The sequence below is a fragment of the Flavobacterium amniphilum genome (assembly GCF_023634845.1).
Classification (GTDB): domain Bacteria; phylum Bacteroidota; class Bacteroidia; order Flavobacteriales; family Flavobacteriaceae; genus Flavobacterium; species Flavobacterium amniphilum.
Window position 1 is genome coordinate 12,872 of the sequence record NZ_JAMLJL010000016.1, and the last position, 18,111, is coordinate 30,982.

Consider the following 18,111-nt stretch of genomic DNA (forward strand, 5'->3'; position numbering starts at 1 on the left):
AGCATGCAAACATTACTAAAAAAACTAAACTCATTACATATAAAGCTGAACTTACTGGGGGAGAAGCTTGACATAAATGCTCCTAAAGGTGTTATGACCCAGGAGTTACTTGAAGAAATTAAATTAAAGAAAGATGAAATAATTGATTTCTTAAAGCGCTCACAGGGAATTAATTCAGTTTATAAAAATATCCCGAATGTCAGCCAACAGGAATCTTATATAATTTCTTCTGCACAAAAAAGATTGTGGCTTTTGTCTCAACAAGAGAGTCATAATGCGGCTTATAATATTTCAAGTGTATTCGAATTTAAAGGTGGTTTGGATATAGCGATTCTGGAAAATGTTTTTCAGAAATTATTCCAAAGACATGAATCGTTGAGAACAGTATTTGTTGAAACAGCTGATGCTGAAATCAGACAAATAGTTCTCGATTATGGAGATCTTAATTTTAAGATTCAAGTTGTAGATGCCACTAAAGGAATTTCTGATGAAGATCTGAAAGATGTTATTGATAATGAAACAAAACATCCATTTGATTTAGCTAAGGATTGTTTGATGCGTGTTAAGTTGATTCAAAAAGCCGAAGATACTTTCATATTCATTTTGACGATTCATCATATTGTGAGTGACGGCTGGTCAATGGAGGTGATGATCAATGAGCTGTTTATTCTGTACAACGCTTTTCTGAACAACATTGATAATCCGTTACCACCATTACCAATACAGTATAAAGATTATGCATCCTGGCAGCAGGATCAAATTAAGGAGGATAATTCCCAACTGCACAAAGCGTATTGGCTTAAACAATTTCAGGGCGATATTACCCGATTGGATTTGCCAAAAAAACAGGTTCTGTCAAATGAAGATTTTCTGGATAAAAACTCCATTAACAGAAATTTTGATGCTACTCTTTTAGAGAAGTTTACTGCACTGTGTAAGTCACAGGATTCTACCTTGTTTATGGGATTGGTAAGTGTTTTAAATGTTTTGTTTTACAAATACACCAACCAGAAGGATATCATCATTGGTAGCCCAATTGCGGGTAGGGAACATTCTGATTTATTGAACCAAATTGGATTTTATGTCAACACGCTGGCATTGCGTACCCAATTTGAAGAAAAGAATAGTTTTACTGATTTACTTTCTAACGTCAGAAATGTGACTTTAGGCGCATATGAACACCAAATTTATCCTTTTGATGAACTGATTGAAAACCTGAATATTAGGAGAGAACCTAACAAAACTCCTTTATTTGATGTATTGTTTACGTTACAGAACATAGACAACTTTGAAAAGAATTCACAACAGGTTGCCGGTATTAATATTCTGGATTTCAACAATCAGGAAAAGGTACTTACGAAGTTTGATATGGAACTGACTTTTACCGAGTCTGTTAATGGATTGAATTTTATTCTGACTTTCAATAATGCTGTTTATTCATACGATTTTGCCGAGAAATTAGTTGGTCATTTCGGAACTATAATGGAGAGTGTTTTGACTGAATCACATCTTCCAATTTTGAATACCCGTTACTTATCCCAAAATGAAATAAAGCAGGTTATAGTTGATTTTAACAACACCGAAGCTGATTTTCCTAAAGACAAAACCATTGTTGATTTGTTTGAGGCGCAGGTAGAAAAAACGCCAAATAACATTGCTGTTGCTTTTGAAAAAACGGAATTGACTTATTCGGAACTTAATGCTAAAACCAATCAGTTAGGCGTATACTTAAGAGAGAAATATAACATCGTACCGGATGATTTTGTCGGAATCAGATTGGAACGAAGCGAAAAAATGATTATCGCTCTTTTGGGAATTTTAAAATCGGGAGCAGCTTATGTGCCAATTGATTCCAGCTATCCACAGGAAAGAATCGATTTCATCGAAAAAGACAGTAATTGTAAAATTGTAATCGATCAGGCATTTCTTGAAGAATTCAATAGTATTCAGAAAAATTACGCTATTTCAAATCCAGTAAAAATTAGTCAGCCGAATCATTTGGCTTATGTGATTTATACTTCCGGAACAACAGGAAATCCAAAAGGTGTAATGGTGGAACATGTAAATGTTGCCAACTTGATCAATTCACAAACGAAGCAGTTTAAAGTTACCGAAGATGAAAATATATTGCAGTTTTCCAATACTTCTTTCGATGCGTCTGTTGAGCAAATATTTCTGGCGCTTTTTAACGGTGCTTCTTTACATATTCCGAATAAAAATACCATTATTGATGCCGAAAAATTAACGGCTTTTATTGAAGAAAACAAAATTACGCATTGTCACGCTGTCCCGTCTGTATTGGAAAAGATTGAACCGGGAAAATCTCCGTTCTTGAAACGTATGATTGCCGGAGGTGACATCTGTTCGCCCGAATTGGCTAATAAATGGAGCAAATATTGTGATTTCTATAATGAATACGGTCCAACTGAAACTACAGTTACTTCGATAGAGTTTTTGTATAATGAAAACAAGCCGTTTTCGATTGGGCGTCCAATTGATAATACTCAGGTTTATCTGTTGGATAATCATTTGCAACCGGTATCTGTGGGTGTAGTCGGAAAAATGTATGTTGCAGGTGCGGGTGTAACGCGTGGTTATTTGAACCGACCAGAATTGACTACAGAAAAGTTCGTTAATAATCCGTTTGTTTCCGGTACCAAAATGTATGATACAGGCGATTTAGGCCGTTGGTTACCAGATGGGAATATTGAATTTTTGGGAAGAAATGACCATCAGGTGAAAATCCGCGGTTTCAGAATTGAATTGGGCGAAATTGAAGCAAGTCTTTTACAATTTTCCGAAGCAATCAAACAAGTGGTTGTTGAAGCAAAAGTTGTAAATGGTGAAAAAGTATTGGTTGCTTATTACATTGTAGCTTCCGAAATCGATAAATCAGAAATCAGAAGTTATCTTCAAAGTAAATTACCGGAATACATGGTACCGGCTTTCTATGTGGCTCTGGAAAAAATGCCTGTAACTCCTAATGGTAAGGTTGACCGAAAAGTGTTACCGGGTATTTCAGGTGAAGATATCATCCGAAAGGAATATGTGGCGCCAAGAAATGAAGACGAACAAAAAATCGTTGCAATATGGCAGGAAGTTTTGGGAATTGATAAAGTCGGAATTACGGATAATTTCTTCGAATTGGGCGGACACAGTCTTATTGTTGGGCAAATCATAAACCGATTAAATAAACAACTTGGCAAGAAAGTTACTTTCAAAGATTTCTTTGCCAATGCGACAATCGAATCTTTAAGTAAAGTCTTAAATCAGGGAGAATATGTAGCAATACCTAAGGCTCCTGTGATGGATAATTATCCTTTGACAGGTTCTCAGCACAGGTTGTGGGTTTTGAGTCAGTTCGAAAGTGGTTCATTAGCTTACAATATGCCTTCAGCCATAAAATTAATGGGTAGCCTTGATAAGGCGAAATTCAATGAAACGCTTAATTTACTGATTCAAAGGCATGAAATCCTCAGAACGTCTTTTAAAAATGACAATGATGGTCAGGTAAGACAATACATAACACCAATTGACCAAATTAATTTCAATGTAGCTGAAATAGATTTCACCGGTCACAACAATCAAAATCTTGCCATTTCAGACTATTTGGAAGTCCAAAACAATATAGCTTTTAATTTGGAACAAGCTCCGTTAATAAGAGCTTCACTGATTAAATTAAAAGAAGATGAATACGTTTTCTTCCTTTCAATGCACCACATCATCGGTGATGGATGGTCAATGGAATTAATCGTTTCCGAAGTTGTAAAAATTTACAATGCGATTATTGAAAACCAACCTGTTGATTTGCCGGAATTGAATATTCAGTATAAAGATTATTCGGTTTGGATTAATGAAAAAGGACAACAGGAAGAATTGCAAAAATCAAAAGAGTATTGGGTGAACCAATTTGCCGGGGAATTACCAACAATTGAGCTTCCTAGTTTTAAGAAAAGACCTTTAGTACAAACGTTCAACGGAGACTATAAGTTACATCGGTTTTCAACCGGTTTTTCAGAAAAACTAAAGGCTTTCTCAAAAGAACACGATGCTACTCTTTTTATGGTATTAATGGCCGGAATAAAGACGTTGTTACATCGTTACAGTAATCAGGATGATATCATCATCGGTACACCGATTGCAGGAAGGGAACATCCGGATTTAGAGAACCAAATCGGACTTTATCTCAATACGCTGGCTATTAGAACTCAATTTGAAGAAGGTGAAGGCTTTTTGGAAATTTTAAAGAAAGAAAAAGAAACACTTTTAAATGGTTACCAACATCAAAATTATCCGTTTGATGAATTGGTTGGCAACCTGAATCTGAAAAGAGATCTTAGCCGTTCAACGTTATTTGATGTTGTGGTTGTACTTCAAAACCAGGCCCAACTGAACAATTTGTCAGATAATACAAATTTGAAAGGTTTGCAGGCAGAATTGTTTGATTTCGATAGCAATACCTCAAAATTTGACCTGACTTTCACTTTCTTCGAAACACAACAATTAGAACTGAACATTACATACAACACGGATATTTATGATTCGTTGTTTATTGATTCAATATTCAGTCACATTGAGAATGTATTTGATCAAGTAATCAGTAATCCTAAACAATCTGTAGATGCTTTAGATTATTTATCAACTGAAGAAAAGACAAAATTAGTAGTTGATTTTAATGATACAGCTATTGATTATCCGAGTGATAAAACCGTAGTTGAATTGTTGGAAGAGCAGGTTGAAAATGCACCAAACAGTATTGCTGTTGCTTTTGAAGAAGTTGAACTGACTTATGAAGAATTTAATAAGCGTGCCAATCAACTAGGACATTATTTAAGAGAAAAATATAACATCGTTCCGGATGATTTAATCGGTATTAAACTGGATCGTTCAGACCGAATGATTGTTGCGATCTTCGGTATCTTAAAATCGGGTGCGGCTTATGTGCCCATTGATCTTTCATATCCTCAGGAAAGAATTGATTACATTGAAAAAGACAGTAATTGCAAACTGGTAATTGATGAGGCTGTTCTTGAAGAATTTGATCAGGTAAAAGAAACATATTCATCTGCAAATCCAGAAAAAATCAATCAACCACAGGATATAGGATACATCATGTATACTTCCGGAACAACCGGTAACCCGAAAGGAGTTATGGTGGAACAGGGAAATATTATCCGATTGGTTAAACCCGGTTTTTCACTTCCTTTAAATACTGAAAGTATATTGCTAAGCACGGGATCTATTTCTTTCGATGCTACAACAATTGAATACTTCGGAACCTTGTTGAACGGAGCTAAATTGATACTTGTAAAACAGGATGTTCAGTTGAATTTAGACCGATTGGCAGAAGTTATCCAAGCGAATAATGTCAACAGTATTTTCATGACGGCTTCATGGTTTAATCAGGTAGTTGAAAACAAAATTTCTTTGTTTGCCACGATAAAACGAATGATGGTTGGAGGGGATGTAGTTTCACCAATCCATGTTCAGAAATTATTTGACCATTATCCGTCGGTAAAAATCGTAAACGGATACGGTCCAACAGAAAATACTACACTTTCAACAAGTTACGAAATTGAGTTGAAAGAATATAATTCGATTCCAATTGGTAAACCCGTTTCAAATTCACAGGTTTATATTTTGGACAAGACATTGCAAACGACTTCTATCGGGGTAATCGGAAAACTATATGTTTCCGGAGCAGGTGTTGCAAGAGGTTATTTGAACAAACCCGAATTGACGGCAGAAAAATTCATCAATAACCCATTTATACCGGGCACAAAAATGTACGATACCGGAGATTTGGGCCGATGGTTGCCGGACGGTACCATTGAATTTTTCGGAAGAAAAGACAATCAGGTAAAAATCCGCGGATTCCGAATTGAATTGGGTGAAATCGAGACAGTTGTTTTGCAATTTTCAGACGCTATCAAAGAAACTGTTGTTGAAGCAAAAGAAGTAAACGGAGAGAAAGTCTTAGTGGCTTATTATGCCGCTGATTCTGAATTAGAAAAGACTGAAATCAGGAATTATCTTCAGGGTAAATTACCTGAATATATGATGCCAACATTCTTCGTGGCTATGGAAAGCTTGCCTCTGACTTCTAATGGTAAAATTGACCGGAAAGCATTACCAAGTATTTCGGGTGAAGATATTATCAGAAGAGAATATGTAGCGCCGAGAAATGACGATGAACAAAAAATGACCATAATTTGGCAGGAAGTTTTAGGCATTGAAGAAGTTGGTGTTACGGACAATTTCTTTGAATTGGGAGGACACAGCCTTGTTGTTGCACAAGTGATCAATAGACTAAACAAAGAACTGAATAAAACCGTATCATTCAAAGATTTCTTCTCTAATCCAACAATAGCTTCGTTAGTTGAAGTTTTGAGTCAGGAGGTATACATTGCGATACCACAAGTTTCAGCTATGGATAATTATCCATTGTCAGGTTCCCAATACAGATTTTGGATTTTGAGCCAGCTGGAAAACGGTTCATTGGCTTACAACATGCCTTCGGCGATAAAGTTAAAAGGTACTTTGGATAAAGCTAAGTTCAGTGAAACTTTTAAGTTATTGATCGAAAGACATGAAATCCTGAGAACCAGTTTTAAAAATGACGAAGAAGGCCAAATACGCCAATTTATTGCATCAATTGATGACATCAACTTCGAAGTTTCCGAAATGGATTTCACAAACCACAGCAATCAAAAGGTTGCGGTTGTGCAATATTTGGAAGAGCAAAACAATCAGGCTTTTAATTTGGAACAAGCGCCATTGTTGCGAGCATCTTTAGTCAAATTGAATGAAGACGAATATGTTTTCTTCCTTTCAATGCATCATATCATCGGCGATGGCTGGTCTATGGAATTGATTGTTTCCGAAGTGGTAAAAATTTACAATGCCATTATTCAAAACCAGCCTGTTGATTTACCGAAATTGAATATTCAGTATAAAGATTATTCGGTTTGGATGAATGATAAAATGCAACAGAAAGAATACCAAAATGCAAAAGGATATTGGTTAAATCAATTTGCCGGGGAATTGCCTACAATTGAACTTCCGGCTTTCAAGAAAAGACCTTTGGTGCAAACGTTTAACGGAAGCTATAAGTTGCATCAGTTTTCGGGAGAATTTCTTGGAAAAGTTAAGACTTTTTCAAAAGAACATGACCTAACGTTGTTTATGACTTTGATGACGGGTGTAAAAACGTTATTGCACAAATACACGAATCAGAATGACATCATTGTTGGTACACCAATTGCAGGAAGGGAACATCCGGACTTGGAAAACCAAATCGGACTTTATCTTAATACACTGGCTATTAGAACCAAATTCGAGCAAGGTGAAGATTTCTTGAAAATACTAAACAAAGAAAAAGAAACGCTTTTAAATGCATATCAGCATCAGGATTATCCTTTTGATGAATTGGTGGCTAACCTGAATCTGAAGAGAGATCTTAGCCGCTCAGCCTTGTTTGATGTGATGGTCGTACTTCAAAACCAAACCCAGTTAAACAATGTGTCAAACCATACGGATTTAGTTGGTTTACAGGCAGAATTGTTTGATTTTGAAAATAATACATCAAAATTAGATCTTAACTTCACATTTGTTGAAGCCGATCAATTATACCTTACGGTTACCTATAACACAGATATTTATGATGCATTATTTATAGATTCGGTTGTAAATCATCTTGAAAATGTATTTACAGAAATTATCAGGGATCCTAAGCAATCACTGGATAGGTTAGATTATCTGTCAAGTGAAGAGAAAACAAAATTAGTAGTTGGTTTTAATAGTACTGAAGCTGATTATCCGAAAGGCAAAACCATTCTGGATTTGTTTGAAGAGCAAGTAGAAAAAACGCCGGATAATGTTGCTGTTGTTTTTGAGGAAACAAAACTGACTTATGCTGAATTGAATGCTAAAACCAATCAGTTAGGTCGTTATTTGAGAGCTAAATATGCTATTGTTCCAGATGCTTTAGTCGGAATTAAACTGGACAGAAGTGAAAAGATGATCGTTGCTCTTTTAGGAATCTTAAAATCAGGTGCTGCATATGTTCCTATCGATCCAAGTTATCCGCAGGAAAGAATCAATTACATTGAAAAAGACAGTGATTGTAAACTGGTAATTGATGAGGTATTGCTGAATGAATTTAAAAGCATTCAAGGTGAATATCCTGCTTCAAATCCTGAGAGAATATGTCAACCGAATCATTTGGCTTATGTGATTTATACTTCGGGAACTACCGGAAATCCAAAAGGTGTTATGGTGGAGCATACCAATGTCATCAATTTGACAAAATCCCAGACGAAGCAGTTTGGAATTGATGACAGCGAGAGAATTCTCCAACTTTCGAACTTCTCTTTTGATGCCTCTGTTGAGCAAACCTTTTTAGCGCTTCTAAATGGCGGAAGCTTATATATTTTGCCACGGAAAGTGTTATTGGATCAAAATGAATTGGAATTGTATGTATCCGGAAATAAAATTACCCATTTCCATTCGGTGCCTTCAGTTGTGAGCAAATTAAAACCTTCAGACAATTATAGTTTGAGAAGGGTTTTATCAGGAGGAGATATTTGTCCTGAGAAATTGGCAGCATCCTGGAGTCCGTTTTGTGATTTTTACAACAAATACGGCCCAACCGAAACTACCGTTACCTCAATAGAGTTTCTATATGATGAAAACATGCCTTTCTCGATCGGGCGTCCAATTAATAACACGCAGATATATGTTTTAAATAGCAATTTGCAGCCGGTATCAGTTGGAGTAATCGGTAAAATGTACATTTCCGGAGCAGGTGTGACCAGAGGTTACTTGAACAGACCGGAATTAACAGCAGAAAAATTCATCAATAATCCATTTGTTTCCGGCACCAAAATGTATGATACAGGTGATGTGGCGAGATGGTTGCCAAACGGTACAATTGAATTTTTAGGCAGAAATGACCATCAGGTTAAAATTCGTGGATTCAGAATTGAATTGGGCGAAATTGAAACAAGTCTGTTGCAATTTTCAAACGCTATCAAGCATGCGGTTGTCGATGCAAAAGAAGTAAACGGAGAAAAAGTATTGGTTGCTTATTATACTGCCGGTTCCGAAATAGAAAAATTAGAAATCAGAAGTTACCTTCAAAGTAAATTACCGGAACACATGGTGCCTGCTTTCTATGTTGCCTTGGAAAATATGCCATTGACACCTAATGGTAAAATTGACAGAAAGGCATTACCGGGCATTTCAGGTGAAGATATCATCCGAAAAGAGTATGCGGCGCCAAGAAATCAAGACGAACAAAAAATTGTTGAGATCTGGCAGGAAGTTTTGGGAGTTGAAAAAGTCGGCATTACCGATAATTTCTTTGAATTGGGCGGACACAGCCTTATGGTAGCACAAATCATCAACCGATTAAACAAGCAGCTTAACAAAAAGGTTACATTCAAGGATTTCTTTTCGAATCCAACAATTGAATCTTTAGGCCAGGTCTTAAATCAGGGCGAATATGTAGCCATACCTCAGGCTCCGGAAATGATCAGTTATCCATTGACTGGTTCACAGTACAGGTTGTGGGTTTTAAGCCAGTTGGAAAATGGTTCATTGGCTTACAATATGCCTTCGGTTATAAAATTAGTGGGTACTTTGGATAAAGCCAAATTCAATGAAACACTGAATTTGTTGATTCAGAGACATGAAATACTGAGAACTGGCTTTGTAAGTGATAGTGAAGATCAGGTAAGACAGTACATCAAACCAATAGACGAGATCAATTTTGCTGTAACCGAAATTAACTTCACTAACCACAGCAATCAAAAGCTTGCGGTATTGGAATATTTGGAAAAACAAAACAGTCAGGCTTTTAATTTAGAACAAGCTCCGTTGGTAAGAGCTTCGCTGATTGAATTAAAAGAAGATGAACATGTTTTCTTCCTTACAATGCACCATATCATCGGAGATGGTTGGTCAATGCAATTGATTGTTGATGAGATTGTAAAAATATACAATGCCATTGTTGAAAACAAACCTGTCAACCTACCGGAATTGAGTATTCAATACAAAGATTATTCGGTTTGGATTAACGAAAAAATGCAACAGGAAGAATATCTGAAAGCGAAAGAATACTGGTTAAACCAATTTTCAGGAGAATTACCGGTAACGGAACTTCCTGCTTTTAAGAAAAGACCTTTGGTACAAACCTATAACGGAAATGACAGATCACATCAATTTTCGGGTGAATTTTTAGAAAAACTAAAAGTATTTTCAAAGGAGCAGGATGTGACGCTCTTTATGATTTTAATGGCCGGAATCAAAATCTTGTTGCACCGATACAGTGGTCAGAATGATATCATCGTTGGCACACCAATAGCAGGAAGGGAACATCCGGACTTGGAAAATCAAATCGGACTTTATCTTAATACTTTGGCAATCAGAACCCAATTTGGAGAAGGTGATGACTTATTGGAAGTGGTAAATAAAGAAAAAGAAGCACTTCTGAATGCTTACCAACATCAGAATTATCCGTTTGATGAATTGGTCGGGAATCTGAACCTGAAAAGAGATCTTAGCCGTTCGGCTTTGTTTGATGTGATGGTGATCCTTCAAAATCAAGGGCAATTGAATAATTTGGGAAGTAATGCCAATTTAACCGGATTACAGGCAGAATCATTTGATTTTGAGAACAAAACAGCAAAATTCGACCTGAATTTTACATTTGTCGAGGGAGATCAATTGTATCTTACGGTTACGTATAACACAGATATTTATGATTCGTCGTTTATCAATCTAATTTTCAGCCATCTGGATAATGTGTATAGTGCGTTAATTGATAATCCAAAGCAACCGGTTGATTCTTTTGATTATTTAGCAATTGAAGAGAAAACAAAATTTGTTGAAGAATTTAACAATACACAGGCAGAGTACCCACAGGGTAAAACCATGATTGATTTGTTTGAGGAGCAGGTTGAAAAAACTCCGGATGCCATTGCAGTAATTTTTGAAGAATTGCAATTAACATACAGGGAACTTAATGAACAAGCGAATCAATTAGGTCATTATTTAAGAGAGAATCATATTATAAAAGCCGAAGATCTGATTGGAATTAAATTGGAACGAAGCGAAAAAATGATTGTCACACTTTTGGGAATCCTGAAATCGGGAGCAGCTTATGTGCCGATTGATCTTTCGTATCCTCAGGAAAGAATTGAGTATATCGAGAAAGACAGTAATTGTAAAATTGTAATCGATGAAAGTGTTTTCGGATTATTTCATAATATTCAGGACGAATACCTTAAATCAAATCCTGAAAGAATTAACACTGTAAATGATTTAGCTTACATCATTTACACCTCCGGTACGACAGGTAACCCTAAAGGAGTTATGATTGAGCACCGTAATGCAGTAGAATTGATTCATTGGTCAATTGCAGAGTTTGATACTACTAAATTTGATACAGTATATGCAGTAACATCTTATTGTTTTGACTTATCGGTTTTTGAAATATTCTATACATTTTCAACCGGTAAGAAAATTAAGTTGTTAAAGAATGGTTTAGAGCTTAAAAATCATATTGGTAAAGACAGAAATGCATTGATCAATACGGTTCCGTCTGTTGTGAGTCAATTGTTGGACGATGGTGTTTCGTTTGAATCGGTAGGTATTCTGAATATGGCAGGAGAACCAATTCCGCACAGTATTGTACAACGCCTGCCTTTGGATAAGTTGGAAGTTTATAATCTGTACGGTCCGTCTGAAGATACAACCTACAGTACTTATTTTAAGATCAGACAAAAAGAGTACGTGACAATTCCTGTCGGTAAACCGATTTCTAATTCACAGGTGTACATTTTGGATCCGAAATTACAAATCGTGTCAACAGGTGTATTCGGAAAAATATTTGTTGCGGGAGCCGGTGTGACGCGCGGTTATCTGAACAAACCGGAATTGACCGCAGAGAAATTCATGGCCAATCCGTTTATTTCGGGAACAACGATGTATGACACTGGAGATTTAGGCCGTTGGTTGCCTGACGGAACAATCGAATTTTTGGGCAGAAATGACCATCAGGTTAAAATCCGTGGATTCAGAATTGAATTGGGCGAAATCGAAACGAGACTTTTACAATTTTCGGATGCCATCAAACACGTGGTTGTTGAAGCAAAAGATGTAAATGGGGAGAAAGTTATTGTTGCTTATTTTACTGCTGATTCTGAAATCGAAAAAGCTGAAATTAAAAACTATCTCCAAAGTAAATTACCGGAGTACATGGTACCAACTTTCTACGTTGCTTTGGAAAATATGCCTTTGACACCAAATGGTAAAATAGACCGTAAAGCATTGCCGGGAATTTCAGATGATGATGTCATCCGCAATGAGTATGTAGTACCAAGAAATGAAGGTGAACAGCAAATTGCCGGCGTATGGCAGGAAGTTCTCGGAATTGAGAGAGTAGGTATTACCGACAATTTCTTTGACTTGGGCGGAAATAGTATAACAGCCATAAACTTAGTCACAAAAATGAACAAGTCATTTGGAACAGCTTATCCTCTGGACCTGTTATTTCATTACAACAGTATAAGTGAGTTGGCAAAATTCCACACAAACGCAATTATGGACAGTGATTACTATGAGTATGGTAATAAAAATGATAACCAAAATGTCGTTTTTGCCTTTCCGCCAATTTCGGGATATGGAAGTGCTTATACCGAATTATTCCAAAACATTAATACCTGCAAGTTTGTGTCTTTCAATTTCATTGAGAATAAAGAGAACTTGATTGGGTATTACGCTGAAAAGATCAACGAAATCCAAAAAGAAGGCGATATTGTTCTGTTTGGCTGGTCAGCCGGAGGAGTAATTTCTTATGAGGTTGCCAATTATCTGACTCATAAATTAGGCAGAAATGTATCGAAGCTGATCATGTTTGATACGATTATTTTCAATAAAGAAGATTTAACGGAAGATTTGTTATTGGAACTACACGATCCGGAAATGGAAAACGATGAAAGTATGCGTGAAGTCTTACTTAAAGCCGAACAAAAACAGAAAAGTTATATCGAGTATTTGAGAAATGTATCGTATGAGGATCAATTGCCGGTAGAATTAGATCTGCTACGGGTGAAAAGTGACGAATACAGAAATTGGGAAGCATACTTCGAGAAAGTAAATTATTTAACCGGACAAGGAGAACATCACAAAATGTTAGAAGGAGACAATTTAGTGTATAATAAAGGTGTATTGTGTGAATTGTTGGAAAAAGTCCACGACTCCGAACTTATTGCCCAATAGTAAATTGTTTTTTTTAATGTTTTAAAGAATTAATGAATTCATCAATGAAAAATATATTTTTAAGTTTATTGTTACTGCCATTTTTAAGTTTTTCCCAATCAGGAACTGAAAAGGAAAAAAGCACTGCTGAAGAAGTTCCCGAAAAACGATACAGTATCGATATAAACTCGGATTATAAATACAATACGTTTCCAAGTCACAACACCGGGATTGATGTGGTTTACAGTCATAATAAATGGAAAGTCAACACAAGTTTGAATTACGGTAAAACGAATCATTTCTGGGATAGTGATGTGAGTACATTTTACCCTGATGAGTCATTCATCGGAACCAGAACCAGTTATATCAGAACAGTCAGCTTCATGGGCTTTATTGATATTCAGTATCAGATTTCTGAAAAAACAAAAATTAATTTCTTTTCAAAAAATGAGCATGATGATGGGAAAATGAAGGTTGACGATCATATAAAGATCTATGATGACCAAGGAGTATTGGATCGGGATTATTTGGGTTATAAGACTTCTGACCAGAATAATGACCAAAATGCCATTAACCTTTTACTGACACACAATTTCAATAAAAAGAATCATTTTTTTACCATTGAAACAGATTGGATGAAAAGATCAGGATGGGCAAATCCTACCGTTAAAGGACAGGATTATGCACCCAACGGAACAGCCATTCCCGGCAGAACGTATGATACCTATAATGATAACAACGTAGTTATTGATGTGTATTCCTTAAACGGAATGATGAATATACCTTCAAAATGGTTTGATCTTGCTGTTGGAGGCAAATGGGTATTTGTTGAATCAGATTACGATACAAAGAATTACATAAACAATAACGGTGATTATGAACTTGATTTAGCACTGTCTCCATTGTGTAAGTACATTGAAAACAGACAGACAGCTTTTACAGATCTTAAAAAAACAGTAAATAAATGGGATTTTAAATTCGGCCTTAAGTTTGAAAATACTTTGGTTAAAGGTTTTGTTACAGATACTGATGAGAAAAGTATCAATAAAACTTATACTAATCTGCTCCCTGCTTTAAGTGCCAAGTATAGTTTTGAAGGTGGAAACAAAATGACCTTTAGCTATAGAAAAACTATGAGCAGACCTATATTCAGATTCATTAATCCTGCTACTGGTATTTATAATGCTTACGAGAATTATACCGGTAACCCGTTTGTAAATCCGTCAATATCTCATAACCTGAATTTGTCGTATTCGTTCAAACCTGATTACAGTCTTGGTTTTTCATACGTAAAAACAAAAGACAATATCGGTGCATTAACGAACTTCAATGCCGGTAACATCATGGGACATAAGGTGCTTAATTATCTTGATTTAGATACCTACCAACTGACATTGAATAAAAGCACACAATTAACGGATTTTCTTGAAGCCGATTTTCAGTTGCAGGGTTTTTATAAATCAACACATTCACTTGTTTCTGTCATAAATGACAGGGATATATGGGGATGGTATGGCAAGCTGAACAATCAGTTTTACCTGAATAAGTCCAAAACAATATCCGGTGATTTGAATTTTTGGTATCTGTCCAAAACCATTGACAGGGAATATGTATTTGAAGACCGCTATGCCTTGAATTTCGGAATGAAATTTTTACTGCTCAACCAAAATTTAACACTCAATATCAATGTCACGGATGCTTTACAATCAGTAAACGAATATGCTTATTCAACAATTGATAACATTCATCAGGACTACAGAAATTACTGGCAACCAAGATCTTTTAAAATAGCCGCAACATACAAATTCGGAAACAAAAAGTTGAACTATAATGAGAGAATGGCTGAAAATGCTACGGATCATAACCGATAAGAAACATTGAAACACATAAATCACATAAATAATTATTAACAAATTAAAACCATTTTAAAATGAAAACTAAAAGAACAGTATTAGCATTAGTTGCCGTGTTATTTTCAAGTATCAATGCACAGAGCCAGGATAAAGCTCAAATCGAAAAGACACTTGAGACTTATTTTGACGGATGGCAAACAGGCGATACACTTAAGTTGGGGAAAGTTATCCACCAAACATGTAAACTGAAAAATATAAAGGAAAATAAAGTTGATGTAATTGACAGAAAAACCTATTTAAGCCGATTCGAATTGCACCCTAAAGCCGAAAACACAGGCGGAAAAATTCTTAATATCGACATTACCGGTAATACAGCAGCTGCAAAATGCCAGATTGAAACACCGAAAATGTTAATCACGGATTACTTCAACTTAATGAAAGTAAATGGTCAGTGGTATATCGTGGATAAAATTTTCAGCAGAGCTGAGAAGAAATAATAACAGAAAAACACCATGGTGAAATTTGTAATTAACTAAATCTTACCATGGTAGTTTCTTCCTAAATAACCTTTCAAAAAACTATATCAGGTTATAGGGGACAAAACAATATCAGCATGAATAACCAAACTAAATATCAATTGTTTTTACTTCACTTTGCTGGAGGAAACCAATATTCATTTGAATTTCTCAAAAAGGAAATCACAAATGTCAATTTTATTCCTCTTGAATTACCGGGGAGAGGGAAAAGACACAGAGAAGAATTATTTAAAGATAAAAACCAGGCGATTGAAGATTATTTCAACCAAATCAAATCTTTACGTAACGGTGAACCGTATATAATTTATGGTCACAGTATGGGAGCAACGCTGGGACTTTCAGTCGCTGCAAAACTGGAAGCCATAGATGATAGCCCGGAATTACTTGTGGTTACCGGAAACGCCGGACCTGGCGTTAAAAACAGAAAAGATTTCCTATATCATGAACTGGATGACCAAAGATTTAAAGAAGAACTTATCGAACTTGGAGGAATTCCCGCCGAAGTAACCGATAATGATGAGCTGTTCAATTATTTTTCACCTATAATCAGGGCCGATTTTGAATGTCTTGAGAAAGATCCTTTTTCAGAAGAAGGTCTGAAGCTAAAAACACCGGTATACGCATTAATGGGCTCGGATGAGGAAAACTCTGATGTAATAGAAAACTGGAAAAATTTTACTGTAAACAGTTTTACCCATGAAATACTGGACGGAAATCATTTTTTCATCCATAACCATGCTGAAAAACTGGCAAATATTTTTACAAATCAATTTTACAAACAATTAACGTACTAAAACGACTATGCTTAAGCTAAAATTTTCACAAGCCATTTACCTTTTGCTCTACGCCATTCCCAATACCATTCTGAGTTTTGGAATCATTTATATCATGAATAATGTGATTTCCGGTAAAGATGGTTTTTTAACGGATTATATGGGAATCGTATTCGTGTCAGTGGTGATTTATACCTATTTACTGAACATTATTTTTCAGAAGAAAATCAACAGATACTCTTTTGAAATTTTATACGAAAACGAGAAAAAGATATTTGATAAAATATTAAAAACTCCTTTGATTACCTTGGAAAGATTAGGTTCACAACGATTCTTTACGGCTATTGAGGATTTAAGGGTATTTTCAACCTTCCCCGAAGTAGTTACCCATACAATTAATTCACTATTGATGTTGGTGCTTTGTATGGTGTATTTATTCACACTTTCAGTTTCATCGGCACTTACAGTTGTTACTTTGATCATTTTAATCGCTGTTACTTATTTTATTGTAATCAATACAATGTCTAAAAAAGTAATTAACCTTCGAAAATACAATGAGAATTATTACGAATATGTTGATGATGTTATCAAAGGTTTTAAAGGTTTTAAATTGAGTGGATTAAGAAGGGATAATTTAATGAATAAGCATTTGTCGCCGAACAGGGAAAATGCCAAAACATTAGATTTTAACATCAACTTTGTTTTTTTATCAATCAATCTGATAAGCCAATACGGATTATATTTAGTGATCGGGGTAATTCTTTTCTTATTACCGCAAATCGGATTGCTTGAAAGAGAAGATGTAGTTTCTTATGTGGTGGTTCTGTTGTTCCTTGCCGGGCCGATTAATAACTTGATTAATATGCAGAACATTTATACAAGATTATCGGTGGCAAACAGAAGAATCAATAATTTCTTAAAAGATTTCGATGCTGCTGAAGAAACTGTTGAAATTCAAAACGGAACATCTCAAGCATTTAATTCATTAATTTTTAATAACATCAGTTTTGCATATGAAAACGATGCAGCGGAGAAAATGTTCGCTTTAGGACCAATAAATCTTTCAATTGAAAAGGGTGAAACAATATTTGTTATTGGAGGAAACGGAAGCGGTAAAAGTACTTTTATCAATATTTTAACCGGATTGTACCAGCCTTCGGAAGGGGAAGTGATTTTGAATGGAGTGAAAAGTAATAATCAAAGAACACCAACCCAAAACTTAATTGCAGCGGTTTTTACAGACAACCATATTTTTTCGCAAAACTATGACGATTATGCATTGGAAAACAATAAAGATTATCAGGAGTTGCTTAAGATAATGGAGTTGGACAAAGTGATTTTGGATGATAAGGAAGATTCGGCAAGAAGACCTTTTTCTAAAGGCCAAAGCAAAAGAATGTCCTTGATTTTTGCTCTTTTGGAGGAAAAACCAATTTTGGTATTGGATGAATGGGCAGCCGATCAGGATCCTCACTTCAGAAAATATTTCTACGAAAACTTATTGCCTAAATTAAAACAGGAAGGAAAAACAATCGTAGCTGTAACGCATGATGATGCTTACTTCAAATATGCTGACAGGATTCTGAAATTTGATTACGGACAAATCGTAAAGGACTTTAAAGTAAACGGCGAAATCTTACATGCTGAAAGTTTATGGCATAATGAAGTGATGAACTAAAATCAATC

The 18,111-nt window shown here is 35.5% G+C and carries 5 protein-coding genes; all 5 read left to right on the forward strand.

What is annotated here, in order from left to right; translation table 11 throughout:
- The first annotated feature begins 3 nt into the window (after positions 1 to 3).
- The 5 genes from NAT51_RS15835 (at position 4) to NAT51_RS15855 (ending at position 18,103) form a co-directional block, all read left to right on the forward strand.
- Entirely contained in the window at positions 4 to 13,284 is a 13,281-nt protein-coding gene (locus NAT51_RS15835) for a non-ribosomal peptide synthetase (protein ID WP_250600384.1), read from the forward strand.
- Positions 13,285 to 13,328: 44 nt separating this feature from the next.
- Positions 13,329 to 15,134, forward strand: a complete 1,806-nt coding sequence (locus NAT51_RS15840; protein WP_250600386.1) for an outer membrane beta-barrel family protein — start codon at positions 13,329 to 13,331, stop codon at positions 15,132 to 15,134.
- 59 nt (positions 15,135 to 15,193) lie between these two features.
- Positions 15,194 to 15,613, forward strand: a complete 420-nt coding sequence (locus NAT51_RS15845) for a nuclear transport factor 2 family protein (protein WP_250600388.1) — start codon at positions 15,194 to 15,196, stop codon at positions 15,611 to 15,613.
- Between the two features lie 116 nt (positions 15,614 to 15,729).
- Positions 15,730 to 16,446, forward strand: a complete 717-nt coding sequence (locus NAT51_RS15850) for a thioesterase II family protein (protein ID WP_250600390.1) — start codon at positions 15,730 to 15,732, stop codon at positions 16,444 to 16,446.
- 7 nt (positions 16,447 to 16,453) lie between these two features.
- Complete coding sequence (locus NAT51_RS15855; RefSeq protein ID WP_250600392.1) at positions 16,454 to 18,103, forward strand: cyclic peptide export ABC transporter; 1,650 nt, start codon at positions 16,454 to 16,456, stop codon at positions 18,101 to 18,103.
- Positions 18,104 to 18,111 lie beyond the last annotated feature (8 nt).